This is a genomic window from Salegentibacter sp. (assembly GCF_041642575.1).
Lineage (GTDB): Bacteria > Bacteroidota > Bacteroidia > Flavobacteriales > Flavobacteriaceae > Salegentibacter.
Map to the genome: position 1 here is coordinate 43,416 of NZ_JBEPWD010000003.1, position 25,996 is coordinate 69,411.

Sequence of the window (25,996 nt, forward strand, 5' to 3'; positions counted from 1 at the left end):
TTTTTGCCCCAAATCTACCATGAACTTAACCTACTTATGTTATGGTCTTACGAATATAAGCCGGAAAATTCTGGTTGAAAAATATTTTAGATAAAGCGCATAAATATTTGATAAACAGCAATATACTAGTAGGCTCTGTCCTTATTTCCTTCAAAAAAGTTGATGAAGGCCCTATTCACCACTCTATTACCGCCAAATGTTGGATAATCACCTGTAAAATACCAATCCCCAAGATTTTTCGGGCAAGCTTTATGTAAATTATCAACGGTCTGATAGATCACTTTTATCTTCGCTTTTACCGTGGGTTCACTTATCAGTTCAGCGATTTTATCTGAAATTTGTTCATCGGTGAAAGGCTCATAGATCTCCTTTACGAAGTTTTCTACTTCATGGTCTTCCAGATCTACCTGTTCCTTGCATTTTTTATAAACATCTTCTACTATCTCATATTTATTATGATCTTTTAGTAGTTCTAAAGCTGCTCTAAAAGCTACCAGATCTTCCAGTCTGGCCATATCTATTCCGTAGCAATCCGGATATCTAATCTGTGGCGCCGAGGATACAATTACAATCTTCTTTGGATTCAACCGATCCAGCATTTTAATAATACTTTTCTTAAGTGTTGTCCCTCTAACAATGCTATCGTCAATAATTACGAGACTGTCTTCCGGTTTTACAACTCCATAAGTCACATCATAAACGTGAGCCACCAAATCATCCCTACTGCTATCTTCAGTAATGAAGGTGCGAAGCTTAGCATCTTTAATGGCTATTTTTTCTGTTCTCAGGCGGTGTGCAAGTATTTCCTGAAGCCTGGCATCGGTTAGCGTTTCCTTTTCGGCAAGAATAGCCTCGTTCTTCTGTTTGTTCAATTCATCCTGGGCAGCTTCAACCATTCCATAGAATGATGTTTCAGCGGTATTTGGTATAAAGGAAAAAACGGTATTTATGGTGTCGTGTTTAATCGATTTCAACACCTCAGGCATAAGAAGACGCCCCAGCATTTTACGTTCTTTATAGATTTCGGCATCGCTTCCGCGGGAAAAATAAATACGTTCAAAAGAACAGGCTTTTCGCTCAAGAGGTTCAAGAATTTGCTGAATAGAGACCGAACCGTCCTTTTTGGTGATTATCGCGTGACCGGGTTCCAATTCCTTCACATCATCATAATCTACATTGAATGCAGTCTGGATCACCGGTCGTTCTGAAGCTACTACTACTACCTCGTTGTCTTTATAATAATAAGCAGGCCTGATTCCGGATGGATCTCTAAGTACGAAAGAATCACCATGGCCCAGGAGCCCTGCCATTGCGTAACCGCCGTCCCAGTTCTTAGAAGATTTCCTGAGGATCTTAACTACATTAAGTTTTTCGGCAATCATGGGGGAAGCTTCTACTTTAGAATAGCCTTGTTTTTTTAGTTTCTTATAAAGTTTCTGAACTTCAGAATCAAGAAAATGCCCGATCTTCTCCATGACGGTAACGGTATCAGCACGTTCTTTTGGATGTTGTCCCAAATCAACAAGATTATTGAAAAGCTGGTTGACATTGGTCATATTAAAATTACCCGCTACGATTAGATTACGGTGCATCCAGTTATTTTGTCTAAGAAAAGGGTGCACATTTTCAATGCTGTTTTTGCCAAAAGTCCCGTAGCGCACATGGCCCAAATAAACTTCTCCTATGTAAGGGATATGTTTTTTCTGAAGTGCGACATCATTGGCGTATTCAGGATTTTCCTTGATTTCAGCATTTATCCTGTCATTAATTTGCTCAAAAATATCCTGAATGGGTTGTGCTGCATTAGATCTTACCCGACTAATGTAGCGATCTCCCGGACTTGTATTTAATTTAATGCTGGCAAAACCGGCGCCATCCTGGCCACGATTATGCTGCTTTTCCATCAATAAATACATCTTGTTTATGCCGTAAAAGGCGGTGCCGTACTTTTCCTTGTAATATTCAAGTGGCTTTAAAAGACGGACCTGGGCAATTCCGCATTCATGTTTTATGGCATCACTCATAATTGTTGTTCCTGGATTATTGTTTTCACTTGGTCACAAAAAAAGCCCTGCAATTACAGGGCCGTATATTTAACTTACTTCTATTTCGAATTGGGTGAGCTTTTTAAAAGCTTCCAGTCTCTGCTGAACTTCCGACGGGGATAATTCCTGCATCCGCTCCGTGCCGAACTTCTCTACGCAGAAGGAAGCGAGATTAGACCCATAAATAATGGCGTTTTTCATATTTTCAAAAGAGATATCCTCTGTTTTGGCCAGATATCCTGCGAAGCCACCAGCAAAAGTGTCTCCGGCTCCGGTTGGATCAAACACCTCCTCGAGCGGAAGGGCGGGAGCGAAAAATATCTGCTCTTCATGAAACAACAACGCCCCGTGTTCTCCTTTTTTGATCACTATATATTTAGGGCCTAGTTCTTCGATTTTTCTTGCTGCTTTCACCAATGAGTGCTCCCCCGAAAGTTGACGGGCTTCTTCGTCGTTAATCGTGATGACGTCAACCTTTTCAATAACCTTAAGAAGGTCATCCCAGGTATTGTCCATCCAGAAATTCATCGTATCGAGAACCACTAATTTTGGGCTTTCAATTTGTTCCAGAACACTTAGCTGAACAAGAGGATGAAGATTTCCCAGCATAACGATATCAGCATCTTTATATGCCGAAGGTACCACGGGCTTGAAATCTGCGAGCACGTTAAGTTGGGTATCCAGGGTGTCTCTGGTATTTAGATCGTTATGGTAACGACCGCTCCAGAAGAAGGTTTTGCCTCCTTTAACGATCTCGATACCGTCAATATTTATATTATTATTTGTAAGCAGATCCAGATATTTTTGAGGGAAGTCGTCTCCTACTACAGAAACTACTGCACTGTCTACATTAAACTGGGAAGCCGAGAGGCCAATATAAGTCCCTGCTCCACCAAGAATTTTATCTGTTTTACCAAAAGGGGTTTCAATCGCATCAAAGGCTACGGTGCCTACAATCAATAATTTACTCATAACGGGTTTTAAAATGTGCTGCAAATATACAGTTTGTTTTTCAAGGGATAAACCTAAATTCAGATCGCTTTACTGAAGCTTAAATTTTTTCAAACCCTTGATCTATAAGTAGTTTTTTCTCTTTAGATGCAGCTACGGCCAGGGCATCGCAGCGTTCATTTTGAGGATGTTCATTGTGGCCCTTGATCCATTTGAATTTCACGTGGTGTTTGCGGTATTCATTTAGGAATTCAATCCAGAGATCTGCATTTTTTCGATCTTTAAAAGCTTTCTTTTCCCAACCAAAGACCCAGCCTTTTTCCACGGCATCAGCAACATATTTCGAATCGGTAAAAACCACAACCTTTAATCCGGGCTGTTTTAGCTTTTTCAGCGCTTCAATTACAGCTCTAAGCTCCATCCTGTTGTTAGTGGTGTGTTTAAAGCCTTTTGAGAACTCTTTTCGGTAGGCCTTGCCTACCCATTCCATGACAATTCCATATCCTCCGGGGCCGGGATTTCCTCTCGCGGCACCATCGGTATAAATGTAAACCTGGGGTTGCTGCACTATTCTTGGTTTTGTTGAAGGAGTTGCTCGATCACCTGTGGGAAGTGTTTATATTCCAACTGATGAATTTTTTCGGCTAAACTTTCAGGGGTTTCGTCTTTATCGATCTTTGTTTTTGTCTGAAAAATGATTTCGCCTTCATCATATTTATCGTTTACATAATGAATGCTGATTCCGCTTTCCTCGTCTTTATTATTGATTACCGATTCGTGAACTTTTTCTCCATACATACCTTTACCGCCGTAATTTGGCAAAAGTGCCGGGTGGATATTTATCACTTTATCAGGAAATTCTTCCAGGATTTTATTCGGGAAAACCCAGAGAAAACCAGCTAATACGATGAGGTCTGGTTGAATGTCTTTCAGCACATGCAATACTTCATTGCTTTTGTACAAAGCATCCCGGTCAAAATAAAGGGCTTTAACTTTGAGATCGTGTGCCTTTCGAAGCACTTTAGCCGATTTTCGGTTTGAAAAAACAGCAACTACCCTCGCTAATGGAGAATCCTGAAAATATTTGATGATATTTTCGGCATTTGTGCCGGTCCCCGAGGCAAATATCACAATTTGGCGTGGAGTACTGTTAGGTTGTAGGCTCAAATCGATGCTGTTAATAATTAATAAAGTGTAAAATTAAGGGCTTTCAGGGAAAAATATGTAAATTAGATTCACATTTTTAAAGTAAAAATCGGTTTTAAAATAAAGTTTTTTATTTTTGCCTCCTAAACAAAATTAAAATAAAATATTATGTCAGACATTGCATCAAGAGTAAAAGCGATTATCGTTGACAAGTTAGGTGTTGACGAGAACGAAGTTGTAAACGAAGCCAGCTTCACCAACGACTTGGGTGCTGATTCATTGGACACTGTGGAATTGATCATGGAATTTGAGAAGGAATTCGACATCCAGATTCCTGATGACCAGGCTGAGAACATTGCCACAGTAGGTCAGGCAATTTCTTATATTGAAGACGCAAAAAAATAAACCAATAGACTATATGGAGTTAAAGCGAGTTGTAGTCACGGGCCTTGGTGCCCTAACCCCCATTGGAAACAATATTGAAGAATATTGGGATGGCTTGGTGAACGGAAAAAGCGGGAGTGCTCCCATTACTTACTTCGATACCGAAAAATTCAAAACCAAATTCGCTTGTGAACTCAAAAACTTTAATCCGCTGGATTATTTCGACAGAAAAGAAGTAAGAAGGTTGGACAGGTTTGCCCAATATGCCATTGTAGCTTCAGATGAAGCTATAAAAGATTCCGGCATCGATCTGGATATTATAGATAAGTATCGGGTTGGTGTAATATGGGGGGCCGGAATTGGTGGATTGGAAACCTTTCAGGACGAAATGATTAATTACGCCAATGGCGACGGGTCTCCCCGATTCAATCCTTTCTTTATACCTAAAATGATTGCAGATATTGCCCCTGGTAATATCTCCATTCGACATGGGTTTATGGGGGCGAATTATACAACGGTTTCTGCTTGTGCTTCTGCAGCGAATGCGATGATCGATGCGCTAAACAACATCCGTTTAGGATATAGCGATGTGATCGTTTCAGGTGGTTCAGAGGCTGCGGTAACTATTGCGGGAATGGGAGGTTTTAATGCTATGCATGCGCTTTCTACCCGAAATGAGAGCCCTGAAACTGCCTCAAGACCTTTTGATGCCACCCGGGACGGTTTTGTTCTCGGCGAAGGCTCAGGAGCCTTGATCCTGGAAGAATACGAACATGCCAAAGCACGTGGTGCCAAGATCTACGCCGAAGTTGTAGGTGGCGGTCTCTCTTCTGATGCATACCATATGACAGCCCCTCATCCTGAAGGAAACGGAGTAGTGGCGGTAATGGAAAATTGCCTCAGGAATGCGGGACTTAATCCTGAAGATATCGACGCTATCAACACTCACGGAACTTCAACTCCCCTTGGAGATGTAGCTGAGCTTAAAGCAATTGTAAAGGTTTTTGGTGAACACGCGAAGAATATAAACATTAATTCAACCAAATCTATGACGGGGCATTTGTTAGGAGCCGCCGGAGCCGTAGAAGCTATTTCAGCTATTTTATCTATGAAATACGGAATTGTGCCTCCAACAATAAATCATGAACACCCCGACGAGAATATTGATGCTGAATTAAATCTTACACTTAACAAAGCGCAAAAGCGTGATGTTAAGCTGGTGATGAGCAATACCTTTGGGTTTGGTGGTCATAATGCTTGTGTGATCTTTAAAAAGCTGGATGAGTAACATTTCTTAAAATGAGCGTTATCCGAAACATATTAAATTCCCGATCTTCTAAAGGCGGGAATTTTTTTATGATCTTAACCCAGATCCTTGGTTTCAAACCCAAGAACCTGGCGCCTTACCGAAAGGCTTTTACTCATAGATCTCTTAATATCAAAGATGAATTGGGGAACGCTATTAGTTTTGAAAGGTTGGAATTCCTGGGTGATGCCATGCTTAGTGCGGTAATTGCTTCTCATCTTTTTAAAGCAGTTCCCGGTGGTAATGAAGGTTACCTTACCAAAATGCGATCAAAAATTGTGAGCCGTAAACATCTTAATGAACTAGGGAGGGATCTGGACCTCATCAATCATGTAAAAACCAATATTCCTATAGATCAATTTGGTGTAAATATTCATGGAAATCTGTTTGAAGCATTAATAGGGGCTATTTATCTTGATAGGGGTTATAAATATTGTAAGCGCTTTATTTATGAGCGGGTTATAGATCCTTATGTCGATATTGAGCAACTCGAGGGAAGAGTAATAAGCTATAAAAGCCTTCTCATCGAATGGTGCCAGAAGGAAAAAAAGGAATTCAACTACGAGATTTACGAAGACACCGGAAATGATGAGATCAAACATTTTGCAGTTAAGCTTCGAATTGATAACAGGGTGGTGGCAAAGGCACGGGCCACTTCCAAAAAGAAAGCCGAAGAGAAAGCCTCTAAAAGGGCTTATTATGCACTCCAAAATATAATTACCTGATTTTAGAGAATTGTTCTAAGCTATAACGTTTTCGTAGAAAATTGTGAAATTTTTCCGCAGTTAAGCCTCATTTTTCTTATTCTTATTTTATCTTTATCCATAAAGTAGAAGACTTATGCAGGCGCATAAAATGTTGTTGGATGAGGTGGAAGAAGACCTCTTTAAACTCCTTGCTATTTATTGTTCTATTGAAGATTTCAAAATGGCATTTTTGCTGAATAAGCATTTAAAACTGAAGTTAAAGAGAGAAAGAGAAGATGTGGATTTCATGCATCAGAGTATTGAGGCCCAATATGCAAGATTTACTTTTAAAGACCCTAAAACTTTTCACAGCTATAATCTGGTTGCCAACAAATTTAAGGGTCAACCCTCAAGGGTATTGAATGCGGGTTCCTTATTTGCCGAAGAAGAAGTAAGGCCCCAGGAAATTAATCTTATTCCCGAGTATAATAAAGTGGATTTTTTTCTGAAGATAGAAGAGGATCTGCCCGACCAACATTTTAATAAACTGGTTAATATTATTAGCCAGATTCCCCAGGTAATTGCCGTGCATAAGATTGATGCAGAGCAATTAAAATCAAAACAAAATTTAATTTTTGAATAATGCCAACAAGAAAGAAAACAAAGATCGTTGCCACCCTAGGACCGGCAACGAGTTCTAAAGAAATTTTAAATAAAATGCTCCAGGCCGGAGTAAATGTGTTCAGAATTAATTTTTCTCACGCCGATTATAATGATGTGAAAGAACGTATCAAAATGATACGGGAACTCAATGAAGAATTTGGTTATAACGCTTCTATCCTGGCCGATTTACAAGGCCCAAAACTCAGGGTAGGGGTTATGAAAGATGAAGTTGTGGTATCTGAAGGTGACCAAATCACTTTCGCTACCGGAACAGAATTTAAAGGTACCGCTCAAAGAGTGTTTATGAATTATGATACTTTCCCAAGTGATGTGCAGGCAGGAGAAAGAATTCTACTTGATGACGGGAAGCTTATTTTTGAAGTGGTATCTACTAACAAAAAGAATGAAGTTATAACCAAGGTTATTCAGGGTGGTCCATTGAGATCTAAAAAGGGAGTAAATCTTCCTAATACAAATATTTCTCTTCCTGCACTAACCGTGAAGGATATACAGGATGCCAAGTTCGCCTGTGAAATGCAGGTAGACTGGATGGCACTGTCTTTTGTGCGTCATGCCGAAGACCTCATGGAACTTCAGAAATTGATTAAAGAGCATAGTGAATATAAAATTCCGATTATTGCCAAAATTGAAAAACCTGAAGGAGTAGCCAATATTGAAAAGATCGTTGCTTACTGCGATGGCCTGATGGTAGCTCGTGGAGACCTTGGAGTAGAGATCCCGGCTCAGGAAGTGCCGCTTATTCAGAAGAAACTGGTGTTAACCGCTAAAAAAGCTAGAATACCGGTGATTATCGCTACTCAAATGATGGAAACCATGATCACGAGCCTTACCCCAACCCGGGCCGAGGTTAACGATGTGGCAAACTCTGTTATGGATGGTGCCGATGCTGTAATGCTTAGTGGTGAAACCTCTGTTGGGCAGTATCCGGTGCAGGTTATTGAAAAAATGACGCAAATTCTTGAAAGTGTGGAAAACTCTCCGCTTATTAAAGTACCTCACGATCCACCACATATTCGTACCAAAAGATACATCACCAAATCGGTTTGTTATCATGCGGCGCATATGGCCAATGAAATTAAGGCCCAGGCCATTTGTACATTGACAAACTCTGGTTATACTGCATTCCAGATCTCCTCATGGAGACCTGAATCGCACATTCTGGTTTTTACCTCCAATGATCGTATTCTTTCTCAATTAAGCCTGTTATGGGGAGTGAAAGCTTTTAATTATGACAAATTTGTTAGCACCGATGAGACAATAGATGATATCAACAGAATCGCCAAAGAGAACGGTTTTGTGCAACATGGTGACTATGTTGTTAACCTGGCCGCGATGCCTATCGCCGATAAAGGGATGGTAAACACCCTAAGAGTTTCTGAAATAGAATAACAGAAAAAAATTATACTGAAAAGCCACTGATTTCTATGAAACTGGTGGCTTTTGCTTTTATTTTAAAATTCAAACTTCAGCTGTACCTCTACCTCTTTTTTTACTTCGGAAGTTTTACTGCCTTTATCTGTATTTAAATTGGAAAGGGAAATCCCCAAAAGCCGCACCGAATTTTTCATCTTTTCCTGATATAAAAGCTCTTTAGCAATTTCCAGAATCAAATCTTTATCCGAGATGAAGTAAGACATAGTTTTACTCCGGGTTTGCAGGCTGAAATCACTATATTTTATCTTCAGGGTTATGGTTTTGCCCGCCACTTTACTTTTTGTTAGTCGGCGTTCGATTTCTTCGGCGATGTTTTCCAGTTTTTCCAGCATAAAAATTTCCGAAGAGATATTCTCGTTAAATGTGCGTTCGGCGCCAAGCGATTTTCTTATTCGGTTTGGTCTAACCTCACTAAAGTGAATGCCCCGAACCACATTAAAATAATGTGCGCCGCTTTTCCCGAATTTTTCAGTTAGATATTCAAGGCTTTTTGTTTTTAAATCCTTGCCGGTAAAAATGCCCATTAAGTACATCTTTTCGGCGGTAACTTTTCCTACGCCGTGGAATTTACGTATGTCTAATGCTTCTAAAAATTCTTCAACTTCTTCAGGATTCACCGTTTTTTGTCCATTCGGTTTATTAAAATCGCTGGCAATTTTTGCGATAAATTTATTGATAGATATTCCTGCGGAAGCATTCAAACCGGTCTTCTCTTTGATTTTCTCCCGAATCTCTTTTGCGACAAGCGTCGCACTGGGATTTCCTTTTTTGTTTTCGGTGACATCAAGATAGGCTTCGTCCAATGAAAGCGGTTCTACCAGATCTGTATATTCCAGGAAGATCTGGCGTATTAGCTGAGAGATCTCCCGGTATCTCTCAAAACGGGGTTTTACAAAAATTAAATGAGGACAGTTGCGTTTAGCCATCACACTGCTCATGGCACTTTTTACACCATATTTACGTGCTTCATAACTGGCAGCAGCTACAACGCCACGCTGCGAACTACCACCCACGGCTATAGCCTTTCCAATTAATTCGGGATTGTCTAATTGTTCCACAGAGGCATAAAACGCGTCCATATCTATATGGATGATCTTTCTTTTCATCAACTCCTTTTCCACGATGTAAATTTAATGAAACTTCACTTTGCCAGGCTTAAAGCGCCGATAAAGTAATTGGTTGGATTAATCCCGGAGCAGTTCGCTAACTTTCCATCCCGAAAATCATTTTCATTTCCGGATACTTTATAAAATTCAGCTATTTAGGATTAATGGAGAGGGACTGAATTTCTTTTAATTCGGAAAAAATAAAATGTATATTTATAAGACTAAAATTCCCGGAAAATGGCCAAAACAGCTATAATATTAGGTGCAACAGGACTTACCGGAAGCTTTCTGCTAAAAAGATTGATTCCGGATAAAAGGTATGAAAAGATAATTCTCTTTTCCAGAAGCGCAACACGTGTCAAAAGTTCAAAAATTGAAGAACACCTGATTGATATGTTCGAACTCGGGAAGCACCGGGACAAGTTTAAGGGCGATGTTGTTTTTTGTTGCATAGGAACTACTCAAAAAAAGACCCCTAATAAAGAAATTTATCGCAAAGTGGATTATGGAATTCCCGTGACGGCCGCTAAACTTTGCGCAGAGAATAATATTGAGAGTTTCCTTGTGATCTCTGCCCTGGGAGCCGATCCCAAAAGCAGGTTTTTCTACAATCGAACTAAAGGCGAAATGGAAAACGCCGTCCTGCAAAACGGCATCAGAAACAGCTATATTTTTCAGCCGTCACTAATAGGGGGAGAAAGACAGGAGAAACGGCCATTGGAATTTATCTCAAAACAATTGATGAAAGCAGCTAACTTTGTGATGTTTGGTCCGCTTAAAAAATATCAAAGCATACATCCCGATACCATTGCCAAAGCTCTGCAACAAGTTGCCGAACATGGATATGATAAAATAAGGATAGAATCTGATGAGATCAAAAATATCGCCCATGACGATGACTGAGATTGAAAAGAAATTCCTGGTGAAATCTGAAGATTATAAAAAAGAAGCTTTCAAGAAAATCAGGATTAAACAAGGTTTCCTAAGCACCGATCCTGAACGAACCGTAAGACTTAGAATAACAGATAATTCAGCATTTCTTACAATAAAAGGTAAGTCGAATGAAAAAGGATTGAGCCGATTTGAGTGGGAAAAGGAAATTGAAATAAATGAAGCGGAGGAACTTTTCAAACTCTGTAAGCCGGGAATTATAGATAAAATGAGATATCTGGTAAACCAGGGAAATTTTATTTTTGAGGTAGATGAGTTCTATGGAGAAAACCAGGGTCTTGTAATAGCAGAGATCGAGTTGGAAACCGAAAAAGATGAATTTGAAAGACCCGACTGGCTTGGTAATGAAGTTACCGGAGAAATCAGGTATTACAATTCTCAGTTGAGTAACAACCCATATAAAAACTGGAAAAAATAATTAATCTTGAAGAAATTAGTTTTATTCCTTACCGTTGTACTGGCGTTTTTAAGTTGTAATCAACCTGTTGAAAAAACACGGGGGATTCCCGCCCCTGAAAGAGTGAAAAAAGAGGCGCCTGTACCTATCGATAGCCTGGAGAATGACCTGAAGGAAAAAGGTTACCAGGTATTTCGCCATGAAACCGAAGATAGCACTTATCTAATGCAACGCTATTACATGGTTTTTCTTAAGGCAGGACCTAATCGCAATCAGGATTCTACCGAAGTGGCTAAACTGCAGGAGCAACACCTATCACATTTAAGCCGTATGGCCGATGAGGGCTTTGTGAGCTTAGTGGGACCATTGGAAGAAAATGATGAAATAAGAGGAATAGCAATTTATAACACTCCAACTCAAAAGGAAGCTGACAGCCTTGCTAATTTGGACCCTATGGTAAAGGCCGGAAGACTAAAGGTTGAGGTTCATCCCTGGTGGACGAGTAAAGGAGGTAAATTAGATTGATCAAAAAGTTCCTGTTAGACCAACTCTTCCAAGGCCAATATTAAACTTCCAGGCAATCCTGTTTTTTTCTTCAGGGCCATAGAGGCGCTCTTCATTTAAATAATTATCAATGCTGTCTACCACTAATATACTTACGGCGAGACTCAAACCCACGTCGGTGAGCCAGTGCGCACCGGACCAAAGTCTGGATACGGGAGCGATCATTCCTAAACAATAAATACCCGCTTTAACAAACGGATTGTCAAATTGCTTGCCAATGGCGTAAGCAGTTGTAAAAGACAATATTGTATGTCCCGATGGAAATGAATGATAGGGTCCAGTTCCTCTGAATGGATCAAAGCTACTTTTGCCTTCTCCGGTTCCAGGTCTTGCCCTTCCTATAGAGGTTTTTGCAATGGTTTGAATAAGTCCAGCCGTAGAAGCTGCCGAGATAAGTAAGACTCCTGTCTTTCTTATCTTTTCATTTTTGGTGAAAAGGCCATAGAGGTAAACCGCCCCGTTTATGGCGTAATTGTTTTGAGGACTCCCGTAATACCATCCAATATCTTTAATTAATTGCGGAATATTGGGGTCCTGATCTATAAAAAATTCGTGGGTTTCCTGATCAACCAAATAAAGTGCACCAGTACCCAAAACAATAGCTCCGGCGGTTAGGAAATCGTCTTTCTCCCATTTTATTGGCCTGGAGTATGTGTATTTCATTCCCCCAAATGCACTGGCTCCATCGTATTTAAGGAGTTCCCAGGTGCTTGGAAGGCTGTCTTGTTTATTGGAGGTACCTACCTGTGCGAAAGAGATTCCGAAGCTAAAAAGTAGAATAATAAGGAGGGAATTGGTCAGGTTTCTTTTTTGCATAGATTTAATTTTAAGCCGCAGCAACCTTTCTTAAAGATTTGGAAATGCTTAAAACTTCAACTGGATTACTTCTACCCTTTAAATATTGAGTGCCCAGGGAAGTCGAGTAATATTTTTTCTCAATATTATCCAGTTTGGAAACGGCTTCAGAAATTAAAAGAGGCTGAGAATGAATTTTACATAAGCCTTCTAATCTTGCTGCGACATTAAGAGTATCGCCGTGATAAGCGATATCTTTTTTCAAATCACCTACCATTACTGCTGTTACTTTTCCGGAATGTACTCCCGCTTTAAACACAGGAGCTATACTGTAATTAGTCTTGTAGTAATCTTCTTTATTTCTGAAAAGTTCCTCAACCCCAAAAAAGAAGTCGATATATTCCAGGTTCTTGGCTTTTTCCAGTGGCCAGCTAAGTACAACCTCGTCTCCTACGTATTGGTAGATTTCGGCATTGTATTTTTTTACCATTTTATCAATATCCAGAAAACTATCTTTAATCAGCGCTGAATATTTAATATGACCAAGCTTTTCCGCAAGTTTTGTTGAACAACTAAGGTCCAAAAACATAAATATGCGCTCTTCCTCTCTGGGGTATCTGTATTTTCCCGAAAAAAACGGTAAAAGCATTCCTGGACCAAATCTCTTGCTTAACTGATTTCCAAATCCTATTAAGAGGCTCATAAAACCGGTATGAACACTTAAGATCACAAAATAATAACTCCAATGCCGGGTTAGCATGCTTAAGCTAATTTCATCCAGGAAAATATTTTTTCCGAAGCTTAATATGAATAACCTGATCAAGCTAATTGCTCCCACTAACAACATGGTATAAAGCCCCCCGGCGATTAAAACATTCATACCAAGAGGTTGATTTCTAAACCTATCTTCCTCCAGGAAAATGTCAACTAAACCAAGAAAAGGACTAATGAGTAATACCGAAAACAGTACAATGAGCGACAAGGTGGTTACAGAGGTATCCACACCTGCTAAAAAAGCTTCAAAAATAGATGCGGCATGTAAGTGTATTGTGAAGAATAAAAGAGCATAGGCTATTCCCCAAAATGCAAGTTGTCTCATTGTTTTTTTAAAAAGCCTGCGCTTATCAATGCTTAAGGATGTTGGGTAATTTATCGTCATATTAAAATTATTTTATTTAATCTGAATTACAGATTATTAGCTATATAATATATGCTTGTGTCTCAAAACTTTTAATAGTGCAAAATTACTCCGGAAGAGAGCTGCTATCAGTAACCTTTGTTACGGGGAAAATCTGAGGGGGAATAAGTAAATTGTAAGTCTGACCTGGCCTGAAGAAAACCAGAAAAATCCCCGGATCGGGAGACCCGGAGGAGAAATTTTATGAATGTGATCTGATAATCTCGGTAAGTTGTTGCTTTTGCAAAACTCCCGATTGGCGCCAGAGTTGCTTTCCGTTTTTATAGAGGATCATAGTGGGTACACCTCTCACCTGGTATTTCGCAGCGAGTTCCTGGTTGCGGTCTACATCAATCTTTACAATTTTAACCCCTTCTCCCAATTCTGCTTTTACATCTTTAAGTATCGGAGCCAACATCTTACAGGGGCCACACCAGTCGGCAAAAAAATCTACCAATACAGGTTTATCATCATTTATGATATCGTTGAAACTGCTTTTCATAGTTCTGTTTTCCTATAAATTTAATTAATTTTCTGGTTAGTCGCACAAGCACCGAAAAAATAACTTTTTAAGAAACCAGGCCCGGAAAAGTCCGGGCCGGCTCTTCAACAACTAACAGAATTAAATAATTATTGCCATCCGCCGCCAAGGGCACGGTAAAGTTCTACTATAGCCTGTAATTTGCTGAATTCAGCATTTATAAGGTTTAACTGAGAGTTCAATGCATTCTCCTGTGCGGTTAATACTTCCAGGTAATTTGCAAGACCATTATTAAGAAGTTCTTCTGAATATTCTGAAGCATCAGCGTAGGCGCTGTATTCATTATTAAGGACCTCTATTTTCTCAGTACTCGCTTCATAATTATATAAAGCATCAGAAACTTCTTTGCCTGCATTAAGTATAGTTTGTTTAAAATTTAGCAGGGCATCTTCCTGCTGAGCTTCGGCTACTTCAAACTCGGTTCTTATCCTTCTTCCGTTTAGAACAGGTTGCATTAAAGAGCCGGCCAGGTTTGCGAAAAGGCTGTTTACATCGAATAATTCATCCAATTCCAGACTTTGAAAACCTCCAGCCGCCGAAAGGCTCAAAGATGGATAAAAATTGCTTCTCGCCACGTTTGTGAGCTCAAAGGCGTTCACCAGGTTGTATTCTGCCGCAATAACATCGGGCCGGTTTCGAAGTAGTTGTGCCGGTACACCAGTATTTAAAGGCGTATTGATCTCCTGATCTTCAAGTTGTCCCCTCTCAATTGATTGTGGACCTTCCCCAAGTAAAATTGAAAAACTGTTTTCCAATAGTCTTATCTGGTTATTTATGTCAATAAGGATTGCTTGTGCTGTATATAACTGGGCTTCGGTTTGTTTTACACCCACTTCAGTGACATTACCCGCTTCTTTTAAAGCTTTAGTAGTTTCCAGGCTACTTTCCCGGTTTGCGATGGTTTCTTCGGTAATGGCTTTTTGAGCATCAAGACTTAAAAGCTGATAATAGGTGCTGACTATATTGGCGATTAACCGTGTTTGAACAGCTTTATGTGCAGCGGCGCTCTGAAGGTATGAGGCCTGAAACGCTCTCTCATTGCTCCTGATCTTCCCCCAGATATCGGCTTCCCAGGAAAGATTCCCCGTGACATCATACTGGGTAATACTGCCATCGAAAAAACTACCAAACTGACTGTTTCTCGATAAGATCTGGTGGTTCACACTGGGACCTACATTCAAGGTTGGGAAATATCCTGCCTTTCCCTGTTTTACATAAGCTTCAGCGATTAGCATCTGCTGAATTGCACGCCTTATATCAATATTGTTTTCAAGTCCTTCAGCAATGTAATTCTTTAGAATTGGATCGGTAAAAACCTCATTCCAGGCAATATCAGCCATATTGAGGCTGTCCCGGGAAATTGCATCGGTGCGGTAAAGATTTTCATCTAATTCCTGGACCTCTGGTTGCTCGTAGTCCCTGGCCACAAAACAGGACTGAAACAAAATTGGTATACTAAATAGAAGCAGTAATTTTTTCATAAGAACTTATTCTTCAATTTTTTTGGTTGAAGGCTGCGGTGCCCCGCTTATCTTTTCGTGTAAATACTGAAACAGTATATAGAGTATCGGGATGACAAATACTCCTATCACGGTCCCGGCCAGCAATCCACCAACGGCGCCGGTTCCGATGGACCGGTTTCCAACGGCGCCTACGCCTCCGGCTAAGACAAGTGGCGTCAGACCAAGAATAAAAGCAAATGAAGTCATTAAAATAGGTCGTAATCTTACTTTTGCGGCATCAATGGCCGAATCTACGATACTCATTCCTTCCCGTCTGCGCTGAATTCCAAATTCCACGATAAGGATGGCGTTTTTGGCCAATAGGCCTAATAACATAATTAATGCGATCTGGAAAAAGATGTTATTTTGCAGCCCGGTGAGCCAGGTGGTCACAAAGGCACCCATAATTCCGATAGGCAAAGAAAATAATACTGCAAATGGAATTATATAACTTTCGTACTGGGCTGCAAGCAGGAAATAAACAAATAGAATACTCAAAAGAAAAATGGTGACTGCCTGGCCGCCGGCAGTGATTTCTTCCCGGGTTAAGCCCGAATAGGCGATGTCAAATCCCTGCGGAAGTTCTCCTGAAAGTCTTTCCACTGCTTCAATAGCATCTCCTGAACTAAAGCCTGGTGCCGCCGAGCCTGTTAACTTCACTGCATTAAAAAGGTTAAACCTGCTCACCGATTGTGGTCCGTAAACCCTTTCTAAGTTTATAAACTGGTTTATAGGCGCCATTTCACCGCTTTCGGTGCGCACATACATCATATCCAGGCTTTCGGGGGTGTTTCTTGCTTCCGGTAAAGATTGAATATAAACCCGGTATTGTTTCCCGAAGCGACTGAAATCGGCTGCGAAAATTCCTCCAATATATCCTTGTAGCGTAGAGAGGATCTCATTTACCGAAACCCCGCTTTGCCTGGCTCGTGCGATATCTATATCGATCTGGAATTGTGGAAATTCAGTATTGAATGGATTATTAGCAAAAGCGATAGAATTCTCTCCCGAAAGGTTTCCACTGAATTCAGTTGCTACATTATCCAGTTCTTTAAAATCTCCACCGGTTCTGTCGAGCAATTGCACTTCAAAACCTTCCGAAGCACCAAATCCCGGAATACTGGGAGGCTGGAAGAAGTTTATGGTGGCATCGGGCGCAGTTTGGGCCGCGATCTGGTTTAATTTTGCCGTAATATTTTCAATGGAAAGACTCTCATCTTTCCTGTCGTCCCATTTATCCAATGGAATGAATCCAAGCGCGTAAGAACCTCCGGCGCCTGAGAAAAAGTTTCGGCCGTTGATCATCGAGGCGCCACGCACTCCGGAAATTTCAATTACTTCTTTATAAAGTCTTTCGGTTACTTCGGCGGTACGGTCCAGGGAAGCACCCGCGGGCAACTCCAGGTTCATAAAGATGATCCCGCGATCTTCGGTAGGTACAAATCCGCTGGGGGTATTATTCGAAGCCAGGAAGGTGAGCCCTACGGCAGCGATAAGAATCACTGCGGTGATCCATTTGTGACGATATAAAAATCCAACCGAACGAGTATATTTTTTCGTGGTGGCATCGAAACCTGCATTAAAGGCATCATAAAATCTTTGTAAAAATCCTTTTTTCTTTTTTCCTTCAGAATTATGAGGCTTCAAAAACAAGGCACAAAGCGCCGGACTAAGCGTTAAGGCATTTACCGCCGATATGATAATTGCCACGATAAGAGTGACTCCAAATTGCTGGTAAAAAACCCCGGCCGGCCCCGACAGGAAGGTAACTGGTACAAATACCGCGGCCATTACCAGGGTTATCGATACAATGGCTCCGGCGATCTCGTTCATTGCGGTCACCGTAGCTTGTTTAGCCGATTTTGCGCCGCCTTCAATTTTTGCATAAACGGCCTCGACCACTACAATAGCATCGTCCACCACAATACCAATGGCCAGAACGAGTGCAAAAAGAGTAAGCATATTAATGCTGTAGCCAAATAAATTCAGAAAGAAAAAAGTTCCAATAATCGAAACAGGAACGGCTATCGCCGGAATAAGTGTCGCCTTGAAATCCTGCAGGAAGATAAAAACAACCAGAAACACCAGAATAAAAGCTTCAATCAAGGTCATTCGGACTTTTGAAATCGAAGCGCTCAGGAAATCGTTGGTGTTGTAATTAACATAGTAATCTACTCCTTCAGGGAAATCTTCCTTTAATTCTTCCAGGGTAACTTCAATGTCTTCAATGATCTCCTGTGCGTTGGAGCCGGGTGTTTGGAAAACCCCAACATTTATTCCCGGCTTCCCATTAACGAGAATCTTCGAAGTATAATTCTGAGCATCTAACTCAATTTCGGCTACATCTTTTAGTCGTAAAATACGGCCACTGCCTTCGGCTTTCAGAATGATATTTTCGTATTCTTCCGCGGTTTTATAGCGACCGGGATAGCGCAGTACGTATTCGAATTCTTCACCGCTGTTCTGGCCAATGGAACCGGCAGCGGCTTCCAGACTTTGTTCGTTTATTGCAGCTCTCACGTCGGAAGGGACCAGGTTGTAACTGGCCAGTCTTTCAGGATTCAACCAGATTCGCATCGCATAATTTCTTCCGCCAAACGACCTTGCTTCCCCAACTCCGTTTATACGTTGAAGTTCCGGGATCATATTGATATTCATATAATTCTCCAGGAAAGTCCCGTCGTATTCTTCATTTTCAGAATAGATAGAGAAATACATTAGGGCACTGGTTTGCTGCTTTTGAACAGTAATTCCGTTTTGGATCACCGCTTGTGGTAATAAAGCATTGGCCCGGGAAACTCGGTTTTGCACGTTCACCGCAGCGATATCGGGGTCGATATCCTGATCGAAAAACACCTGAATGCTCCCATTTCCATCATTGCTGGCACTGGAAGTGATGTAGGTCATTCCCTCAACTCCGTTAATCTGCTCTTCGATTGGAATAATCACACTCTCCAGGATGGTTTCGGCATTAGCTCCCGGATATCCCACGTTAACTTGAACCGTCGGCGGTGCGATATCGGGATATTGAGTAACCGGGAGGGTTTGCATGCTCAGTAGGCCCAGGATCACCAGGATAATTGAAATAACCGTTGAAAGTACCGGCCGGTCTATAAATATCTTCAGCATAATTTCTTATTTAAAAACGGCTTGGGTATTACCAATTATACTATCCAATTCAGTTTGTTGAGGGGTAATTCGCTGAGCGTCCCTTAGTTTTGCCACTCCTTCCGCTACGATGAAATCGCCTTCTTCCAAACCGGAATTCACTATCAACAAATCATCTACTTTGTTGCCGGCCTGGATGAGCGTGTTTTTCACCGTATCTCCTTCAGTTAATTTAAAAGTGTAAACCCGGCCCTGGGCTTCATAGGTGGATTTAGAAGGAATAACCAGCACATTTTCATAGGTGCGTGGCACCAGAATTTTTCCTGTGTTTCCATTTGCCAATAAACCTTCTGGATTAGGGAAAGTAGCCCGGAAACTCACTGTTCCCGTTTGGGCATTCACCTGCGGATTTATTGTTTCTATTTTTCCTTCATGAGGGTATTCCCGATTGCCGGCGAGTACCAGTTTAACTTCAGGTAGGTTGGTAAGTTTTTCCTTTCGGGTGTCACCTTCAACGCGCTCCATAAAATCGTAATATTCGGCTTCATTCATCGAGAAGAAAGCATAAACCTCCTCGGTTTGGGAAACCGTAGTTAATGGCTCGGCATCGTTGGGGCTTATCAGGTTTCCGCTTCTGAATTTAATGGAACTAACTCTCCCGTTTACTGGACTTTTAATATTCGCATAACCAATATTGGCTGTAATACTGTTGTAAGTGCTTTGGGTCTGGGCAAGTTGTGCTTTGGCAGTTTCCAGCTGCACTTCACTAATGATATTTTTCTCAACAAGTGGGCGTAGTTTATCTACTTCAACCTGGGCAGCGTTGACTGCGGCTTTAGCGGCTTCAGCATCCTGGCTTAAAGATTCGGTTTCAAGTTTAAAAAGCAATTGACCTTGTTTTACTTCTTCTCCTTCGTCAACCAGGACATTGGTTATGTAACCTGGAACCTTCGCCCGGACAGCGGCATTTACGGTTCCTTCGATATTCGCCGGAAAACTTTGAAAACTGGTTAGGTTCCGGGTTTCTGTTCTGATTACCGGAAATGTTCCAACGGTATCGCTAGTTGGGTTTTTTTCTTCAGAATTACCACATGAGGAAAGCATTAATGCAACGGCCGTTAAAAGCAGAAGTTTATTGAGAAATTTCATTCTTTTCTTGTTTTTGGATGATGTTGACTTTTAATTTTCGGATGGCTTCTCCTGCCTCTTCCAGAAAAACCAGGTAATCTTTGTGAAAATCCAGCTCGAGGGATGCATCACCGGGATTCTCTTTATTTACAGCCGACTTATATTCCAGAATCTCCAGGTGCATTTCCTTTTGGCGATTCCAGTTATTCGTCATCTCGTCTATCACGTTAATTAAACGGTTTGGAGCCACAATAAAATAGCGTTTTCTATCGCCGGTTTTGGTGAAATAAGAAACCCTTCCCTGGGTTTGTAATGAATTCAGATGGGTATGTACGGTACTTTTACTTGCTTTTAACTGGCTTACTAATTCATCGAAGGTTTGACCGCCTTTCCCGGTTAAGATCAAACTGGCATAAATGCGGGCAGCTAAAGGCGCCAGTTGATCCTGGGATTCCATATGAACGCCCAGCTTTTCGATTAAAGCTGCTTTTTTCTTTTCCAAAGTGTTGGATTTGCTCATAAGCTTTTAAGTTTCGGCTGCAAATTTAGCTTTAGTTCGGAAAAAACCGAACTAAGCAAAAACTAAAATCCTGTTAAAGTCTGCCGGCCGTAGGACAGGAAAAAACCGTGATGGTTTAATTCCTAAAAAAAAGAAACCCCCATTTATCTGATTTTCAAATGGGGGTTTCTAAAATATTATTAGCCATTTACTGATTATTCCTCGCCGTAAATTCCTATTTCTAAATCTCCGTCTTTATTCATGTGTGCTCTATACATACCGGCGGTATTGAATTCCATAGAGATATTTCCCTGGAAATCTATGGCGATTATTCCCCCATTTCCTCCAAGGTCTGGAACTTTATTCTGGATCACTTCATGTGCAGCATCCTCCAGGCTTAGTCGTTTGTACTCCATCAATGCTGAAATATCATGAGCCACTACTCCTCGCATAAAATACTCTCCCCAACCGGTTGCGGATACCGCACAGGTTGTATTATTAGCATAAGTACCCGCTCCAATTATAGGAGCATCTCCAATGCGGCCCCATTTTTTGTTGGTCATTCCTCCCGTTGAGGTTCCGGCAGCAAGATTTCCGTCTTTATCCAGGGCTACGCAACCTACAGTGCCATATTTTGAATCCTTGGTAAAGGGATCTACAAAAGCCGCGCTCTGGTCATGGTCCAGTTCGGTTTCTTCAGCGTCTCTTTCCTTTAAACGTTGAAGGCTTTGAAATCGGTTTTCGGTATAAAAATACTCGGGGTCGACGATCTCCATCCCACGCTCTTCAGCAAAAAGCTCAGCGCCTTTCCCGGCCATCATCACGTGTTCTGAATTTTCCATCACTTCCCACGCGAGATTAATAGGATTTTTAACAGTAGTGACTCCGGCTACAGCACCGGCATTAAGCGTTTTTCCATCCATTATTGACGCATCAAGTTCGTTGGTTTCAGCATTGGTGAAAACCGCTCCTTTTCCGGCATTAAAAAGGGGTGAATCTTCCATAACATTTATAGTTCGTTGCACGGCTTCCATTGCTGTGCCGCCATTGGCAAGGATTTCATGCCCCACCTTTATGGCCTCCTCCAATTTGTCTTTGTAGGCCTTTTCAAGAGAATCAGTCATGTTTTCCTTAACTATGGTTCCGGCTCCACCGTGAATTACGATTCCGAAATTATCGGGGATGTTGGTGCCTAATTCCTCTTCGGAAACTTCTTCCGGCAATTCTTTTTCTTCTGAAGAATTACAGGCAAAAAACAGTGATAAACTGAGTAATAGAAATATTTTTTTCATCGTTGTTGGTTATTTTATTCCGAAGATAAGAAATTTTAAGCCTTTCCGCTGTCAGAAGGAGCATCAAGCCGATTATTTCAGGCAAAAAAATTGAAATGTTCATATCTTAAAAAAGAAAATAATCAGCCGGATGTGTGAAGGAGATTGCGTAATTTTAAGCTTGCAAAAAACTAATTATGGCTGTAAATAAACCTTTTAACCTGAATAAATGGATCGAGCAAAACCGCGATACTTTAAAACCACCTGTTGGAAACCGAAATCTTTATCGCGAATCTGACGATTATATCGTGATGGTGGTGGCCGGCCCGAATGCCCGCAAGGATTATCACTATAACGAAACCGAAGAGTTGTTTTACCAGTTGGAAGGGGAGATCAAAGTTCATATTCAGGAAGATGGTAAAAAGAAAACCATGAAACTTGGGCCCGGCGATATGTACCTGCATCCCGGAAAAGTGCCGCACTCTCCTGAACGACATGAAAATAGTATTGGCCTGGTGGTTGAACGAAAGAGAACCGATCCGGACGCGAAAGACGGATTGCTTTGGTTCTGTGACAATTGCAACAATAAGCTATATGAGGTCTACTTCCCCCTTAACGATATTGAAACCGATTTTTTAAAGCATTTTAAGCATTTCTACGGGAGCAAGGATTTAAGAACCTGTAACAATTGCGGGGAAGTCATGCCCGTGGACAAGCGTTTTGTTTCTGATGAGGAATAGCGCTTAAATTTTATTATTTTCGCAAACAACACACAAAAGAACAGATAAAAACACAAAATTAATGAGTGAAATAGCAGAAAAATTTGGCATTAAGGATGCCATGAAAGAATTAGGATTAAGCGACGTTAACAATGGAACTTCTACCGGCACAGACTTTTTTAGCAACGGAGAGATCATAGAATCTTATTCTCCGGTAGACGGAGCCCTAATAGGAAAAGTGAAAGCTACCACTAAGGAAGATTACGAAAAAGTAATTGAAACCGCCGCAAAAGGTTTTAAGGAATGGAGAACCATGCCTGCGCCGCAACGTGGGGAAGTAGTAAGACAATTTAATGATGAACTTCGTAGACTTAAGGAACCTCTTGGGAAACTTGTTTCCTACGAGATGGGAAAATCTTACCAGGAAGGTTTGGGAGAAGTTCAGGAAATGATTGATATCTGTGATTTCGCAGTAGGACTTTCGCGTCAGTTGCACGGACTTACCATGCACTCTGAACGTCCCGGCCATAGAATGTACGAACAATATCACCCGCTTGGGGTAGTGGGAATTATTTCAGCCTTTAACTTTCCAGTGGCTGTATGGTCCTGGAACACTGCCTTAGCCTGGGTTTGTGGTGATGCCTGTATCTGGAAGGGATCGGAGAAAACTCCGCTTACTTCTGTAGCCTGCCAGAATATCGCGGCCAGAGTTTTTGAAGAGAACAATGTGCCGGCTGGAATTTCGTCACTGATTACCGGCGATTACCGTGTGGGAGAGATGATGACCAATGATAAGCGAGTACCATTAATTTCAGCAACCGGATCGATAAAAATGGGAAAAATAGTTGCCCAGGCTGTTGCTGCAAGACTTGGAAAGTCACTTCTTGAATTAGGCGGAAATAACGCCATTATAGTAACTCCTGATGCCGATATCAAGAATACGGTAATAGGAGCTGTATTTGGAGCGGTTGGAACCTGTGGACAGCGCTGTACTTCTACCCGAAGACTCATCATCCACGAATCGATTTATGATAAGGTGAAGGATGCCATCGTAACTGCATACAAGCAACTTCGTATCGGAAATCCGCTTGATGAAAACAATCACGTGGGGCCACTTATCGATAAGGATGCGGTAAAAAATTATCAAAACGCCCTGGATAAAGTTGTAGAAGAAGGCGGGAAAATTCTCGTTGAAGGCGGAGTACTGGAAGGTGAAGGTTATGAAAGCGGTTGCTATGTAAAACCTGCCATCGCTGAAGCTGAGAATCATTACGAGATCGTACAGCACGAGACTTTTGCGCCTGTGCTTTACATTATGAAATATTCAGGAGATGTGACGGATGCCCTGGAACTTCAGAATGGAGTTGTACAAGGACTTTCTTCAGCAATTATGACCAACAATCTGAGAGAAGCCGAAAGATTCCTTTCCGTTGAAGGTTCAGACTGTGGAATCGCCAACGTAAATATCGGAACTTCAGGAGCTGAAATTGGCGGAGCCTTTGGAGGAGAAAAAGAAACCGGCGGAGGTCGCGAAAGTGGATCTGATGCCTGGAAGATTTACATGAGACGTCAAACCAATACCATTAACTATACTACCGAGCTGCCATTGGCACAAGGTATTAAGTTTGATCTTTAGAGTTCAGTTTTAAAAACAGAACAGGAAACGAAAAATCCCGCAGATCGCGGGATTTTTTATTTGTGAAAAGGCAGAATAGTTTATTGCAATGCTTCAGCTCTTTCTGTTTTTGTTTCATAATCCAGGTAACCTTCTTTTCCCGGAGTATAAAAAGTATCCTGATTGTATTCGCTTAAGGGCACATTTTGCTCAAAGCGCTCAACAAGATCGGGATTTGAAACGAAAGGTTTTCCGAAGGCTACAAGATCGGCGTTGCCTTCTTTAATTACTTTATTTCCACTTTCCTGGTCGAAGCCAGCGTTGATAATGATTGTCCCATTATAAATTGGGCGATAGCGTTTAGCGATTTCTGTTTCAGCATAGGGAATATCAGAAACGTCATTAAATGGCTCAGATAAATGCAGATAAGCCAGATCGTAATCATTCAATTTCTTAACGATATAATCGAAGGTTGGAATGGTTTCCTCATCCATAGTCATCCCGAAAATTCCGTTCAGAGAAGGATTTAGACGTAGGCCTATCTTATTTTCCGGCATTACTTCCTTGATCGCATCGATCACTTCAAAAAGAATTTTAGCCCTGTTTTCTATACTTCCGCCGTATTCATCAGTTCGGTGGTTTGAAGTTGCATTAAAGAATTGATGAAACAGGTAACCATTGGAGGAGTGAATCTCAATTCCGTCAAAATTAGCTTCCATCGCATTTTTTGCTGCATTCTTGAAATCCTGAATTGTATCTTTGATCTCTTCGATGCTCATTTCCTTTGGAGTAACGGTATCCTTAAAACCTTCAGGAGTAAAAGATTTTGCATTAGGGTTTATTGCGGAAGGCGCCAAAGGTAATTTCCCGTTATGGAAATCTGGGTGGGACATTCTTCCCACGTGCCATAACTGAAGAAATATTCTTCCATTGGCCTCATGAACTTTCGCTGTAACTTCTTTCCAGCCTTCAACCTGTTCCTGGGAATAAATCCCGGGCGTATTTACATAACCTACGGCGCGTTTTGATACCTGTGAGCCCTCAGCAATGATAAGTCCGGCGCTGGCTCTTTGTTTGTAATATTCTCCCTGAAGTTCACCTGTAGGTTTGTTTTCAGGATTATCGGCGCGGCTCCTGGTCATAGGCGCCATCACCACACGATTAGGTAATTCCAGACCGTTTAAATTATAAGGTTCTAATAAAGCTTGTTTCTTGCTCATTCTGATATATTTTAATTTTAAAATTTCACTTTATAACCCTTTATAATAAAAGGGTTTAGGAAAAATGAAAGAGAACTTTCCTTCATTTTACCGACCGACAAAGGTAAGATCTCAATGTCTTTCAAATGCTTGATGTATGTTAAGCGGATGGGTTAAAAAATGTTAAGCTACGTCAAATCTTTACGAATTCGGCTCAGGCTTTCTGGTTTAATTCCGAGGTAATTCGCGATTTGATAGTTGGGTACGCGTTTTTCGATTTGGGGATAGGTTTGACAGAATTCCAGGTAGCGCTCTTTACCTGTTTTCTGAAGTGAAGAGAGAATGCGGGTTCTCAAAGCCACAAAAGCATTGGTGATCTTTAACCTAAAAAAACGTTCAAATTTGGGGATGCGTTGGTAAAGCAATTCCAAGGCAGCTTTGTCTATCCCGAGCAACACAGAATCCTCTATGGCTTCTACATAGAGCTCGGCGGGTGTTCCTCTGAAAAAGGCTTCAAAATCGCTTATCCACCAGTCCTCAATAGCAAACTGGATGATGTGATCTTCGCCGGCCTGATCCCGGTAATAAGCCTTAAGACAACCTTTCACCACGTAATATTCTGAATCTACCTTGTCCCCGGGTTTAATGAGGAGTTCTTTTTTTAAAATCTTCTTTTCTGAAAGGATTCCGGTGAACTCCTCTTTTTCAGAAGAGCCAAGTGAGATGTCTTTTGATATATGATCGAGGATCTGGGAATACATTCTGAAGAAATTTTAACAGGCAATTTA

General features: G+C 41.1%; 25 protein-coding genes. 10 read left to right on the forward strand and 15 right to left on the reverse strand.

Translation table 11 applies throughout. The features are described 5' to 3' along the window. Positions 1–125 precede the first annotated feature (125 nt). From ACESK1_RS01510 to ACESK1_RS01525, 4 genes are all read right to left on the reverse strand, one after another. Entirely contained in the window at positions 126–2,024 is a 1,899-nt protein-coding gene (locus ACESK1_RS01510; protein ID WP_372917205.1) for an amidophosphoribosyltransferase, read from the reverse strand. A gap of 69 nt (positions 2,025–2,093) precedes the next feature. After that, the gene (locus tag ACESK1_RS01515; protein ID WP_372917207.1) at positions 2,094–3,017 is read right to left on the reverse strand and encodes a PfkB family carbohydrate kinase; all 924 of its coding nucleotides are present in this window, start codon (positions 3,015–3,017) and stop codon (positions 2,094–2,096) included. Between the two features lie 79 nt (positions 3,018–3,096). Further along, entirely contained in the window at positions 3,097–3,564 is a 468-nt protein-coding gene (rnhA, locus tag ACESK1_RS01520; RefSeq protein ID WP_372917209.1) for a ribonuclease HI, read from the reverse strand. Continuing rightward, on the reverse strand, positions 3,564–4,163 hold the full coding sequence (locus ACESK1_RS01525) for a phosphoribosylglycinamide formyltransferase (RefSeq protein WP_372917211.1): 600 nt from the start codon (positions 4,161–4,163) through the stop codon (positions 3,564–3,566). Before ACESK1_RS01525 ends, rnhA begins: the two co-directional genes overlap by 1 nt. Before the next feature lie 147 nt (positions 4,164–4,310). On the opposite strand from ACESK1_RS01525, the gene ACESK1_RS01530 reads away from it, so the two are divergent. The 5 genes from ACESK1_RS01530 to pyk all read left to right on the forward strand — a co-directional run bounded on the left by ACESK1_RS01530 (position 4,311) and on the right by pyk (position 8,591). Continuing rightward, positions 4,311–4,547, forward strand: coding sequence for an acyl carrier protein (locus ACESK1_RS01530; RefSeq protein WP_013069791.1), 237 nt, complete (start codon positions 4,311–4,313; stop codon positions 4,545–4,547). Positions 4,548–4,560: 13 nt separating this feature from the next. Then, positions 4,561–5,814 (forward strand): beta-ketoacyl-ACP synthase II, encoded by a 1,254-nt coding sequence (gene fabF / locus ACESK1_RS01535; protein ID WP_372917213.1) that lies wholly within the window; start codon positions 4,561–4,563, stop codon positions 5,812–5,814. An 11-nt stretch (positions 5,815–5,825) separates the two neighbouring features. Continuing rightward, positions 5,826–6,557 (forward strand): ribonuclease III, encoded by a 732-nt coding sequence (gene rnc / locus ACESK1_RS01540; protein ID WP_372917215.1) that lies wholly within the window; start codon positions 5,826–5,828, stop codon positions 6,555–6,557. Positions 6,558–6,672: 115 nt separating this feature from the next. Beyond that, the gene (locus tag ACESK1_RS01545; RefSeq protein ID WP_372917217.1) at positions 6,673–7,161 is read left to right on the forward strand and encodes an IPExxxVDY family protein; all 489 of its coding nucleotides are present in this window, start codon (positions 6,673–6,675) and stop codon (positions 7,159–7,161) included. Next, on the forward strand, positions 7,161–8,591 hold the full coding sequence (gene pyk / locus ACESK1_RS01550; RefSeq protein WP_372917219.1) for a pyruvate kinase: 1,431 nt from the start codon (positions 7,161–7,163) through the stop codon (positions 8,589–8,591). The genes ACESK1_RS01545 and pyk overlap by 1 nt, the downstream gene beginning before the upstream one ends. A 62-nt stretch (positions 8,592–8,653) precedes the next feature. Here pyk and dinB read toward each other — a convergent pair whose 3' ends face one another. Further along, positions 8,654–9,742, reverse strand: a complete 1,089-nt coding sequence (gene dinB, locus ACESK1_RS01555; RefSeq protein ID WP_372917221.1) for a DNA polymerase IV — start codon at positions 9,740–9,742, stop codon at positions 8,654–8,656. A gap of 237 nt (positions 9,743–9,979) precedes the next feature. Between dinB and ACESK1_RS01560 the strand changes: the two genes are divergently transcribed. From ACESK1_RS01560 to ACESK1_RS01570, 3 genes are read left to right on the forward strand one after another with little or no spacing between them, the layout of a single operon-like run. Beyond that, positions 9,980–10,645 carry an NAD(P)H-binding protein gene (locus tag ACESK1_RS01560; RefSeq protein ID WP_372917223.1) on the forward strand — a complete coding sequence of 222 codons (666 nt, stop codon included), beginning with the start codon at positions 9,980–9,982 and terminating at the stop codon, positions 10,643–10,645. Continuing rightward, a complete protein-coding gene (locus tag ACESK1_RS01565; RefSeq protein WP_372917319.1) occupies positions 10,638–11,111 on the forward strand; it encodes a CYTH domain-containing protein in 474 nt (157 codons plus the stop codon). The genes ACESK1_RS01560 and ACESK1_RS01565 overlap by 8 nt, the downstream gene beginning before the upstream one ends. A gap of 6 nt (positions 11,112–11,117) precedes the next feature. Next, complete coding sequence (locus ACESK1_RS01570) at positions 11,118–11,615, forward strand: YciI family protein (protein WP_372917225.1); 498 nt, start codon at positions 11,118–11,120, stop codon at positions 11,613–11,615. On the opposite strand, the gene ACESK1_RS01575 is transcribed toward ACESK1_RS01570, so the two are convergent. From ACESK1_RS01575 to ACESK1_RS01610, 8 genes are all read right to left on the reverse strand, one after another. Further along, the gene (locus ACESK1_RS01575) at positions 11,616–12,470 is read right to left on the reverse strand and encodes a phosphatase PAP2 family protein (RefSeq protein ID WP_372917227.1); all 855 of its coding nucleotides are present in this window, start codon (positions 12,468–12,470) and stop codon (positions 11,616–11,618) included. Between the two features lie 10 nt (positions 12,471–12,480). Continuing rightward, positions 12,481–13,608, reverse strand: a complete 1,128-nt coding sequence (locus tag ACESK1_RS01580) for an adenylate/guanylate cyclase domain-containing protein (RefSeq protein WP_372917229.1) — start codon at positions 13,606–13,608, stop codon at positions 12,481–12,483. A gap of 220 nt (positions 13,609–13,828) precedes the next feature. Next, on the reverse strand, positions 13,829–14,128 hold the full coding sequence (gene trxA, locus ACESK1_RS01585) for a thioredoxin (protein ID WP_372917231.1): 300 nt from the start codon (positions 14,126–14,128) through the stop codon (positions 13,829–13,831). A gap of 128 nt (positions 14,129–14,256) precedes the next feature. Continuing rightward, positions 14,257–15,648: an efflux transporter outer membrane subunit gene (locus ACESK1_RS01590; protein ID WP_372917233.1), complete on the reverse strand. Its 1,392-nt coding sequence runs from the start codon at positions 15,646–15,648 to the stop codon at positions 14,257–14,259. 6 nt (positions 15,649–15,654) lie between these two features. Beyond that, complete coding sequence (locus ACESK1_RS01595; protein ID WP_372917235.1) at positions 15,655–18,798, reverse strand: efflux RND transporter permease subunit; 3,144 nt, start codon at positions 18,796–18,798, stop codon at positions 15,655–15,657. 6 nt (positions 18,799–18,804) lie between these two features. Then, entirely contained in the window at positions 18,805–19,926 is a 1,122-nt protein-coding gene (locus ACESK1_RS01600; protein WP_372917237.1) for an efflux RND transporter periplasmic adaptor subunit, read from the reverse strand. Next, positions 19,910–20,425, reverse strand: coding sequence for a GbsR/MarR family transcriptional regulator (locus ACESK1_RS01605; RefSeq protein WP_372917239.1), 516 nt, complete (start codon positions 20,423–20,425; stop codon positions 19,910–19,912). Before ACESK1_RS01605 ends, ACESK1_RS01600 begins: the two co-directional genes overlap by 17 nt. Positions 20,426–20,619: 194 nt before the next feature. After that, positions 20,620–21,696, reverse strand: coding sequence for an isoaspartyl peptidase/L-asparaginase family protein (locus ACESK1_RS01610; protein ID WP_372917241.1), 1,077 nt, complete (start codon positions 21,694–21,696; stop codon positions 20,620–20,622). Positions 21,697–21,872: 176 nt separating this feature from the next. On the opposite strand from ACESK1_RS01610, the gene ACESK1_RS01615 reads away from it, so the two are divergent. Both ACESK1_RS01615 and ACESK1_RS01620 read left to right on the forward strand, forming a co-directional pair. Beyond that, complete coding sequence (locus ACESK1_RS01615; RefSeq protein ID WP_372917243.1) at positions 21,873–22,415, forward strand: 3-hydroxyanthranilate 3,4-dioxygenase; 543 nt, start codon at positions 21,873–21,875, stop codon at positions 22,413–22,415. Between the two features lie 61 nt (positions 22,416–22,476). After that, positions 22,477–24,030 (forward strand): aldehyde dehydrogenase family protein, encoded by a 1,554-nt coding sequence (locus ACESK1_RS01620; RefSeq protein ID WP_372917245.1) that lies wholly within the window; start codon positions 22,477–22,479, stop codon positions 24,028–24,030. Between the two features lie 80 nt (positions 24,031–24,110). Here ACESK1_RS01620 and ACESK1_RS01625 read toward each other — a convergent pair whose 3' ends face one another. Beyond that, positions 24,111–25,229, reverse strand: a complete 1,119-nt coding sequence (locus tag ACESK1_RS01625) for an alkene reductase (RefSeq protein WP_372917247.1) — start codon at positions 25,227–25,229, stop codon at positions 24,111–24,113. Positions 25,230–25,396: 167 nt separating this feature from the next. Then, positions 25,397–25,969 carry a Crp/Fnr family transcriptional regulator gene (locus ACESK1_RS01630; protein ID WP_372917249.1) on the reverse strand — a complete coding sequence of 191 codons (573 nt, stop codon included), beginning with the start codon at positions 25,967–25,969 and terminating at the stop codon, positions 25,397–25,399. Positions 25,970–25,996 lie beyond the last annotated feature (27 nt).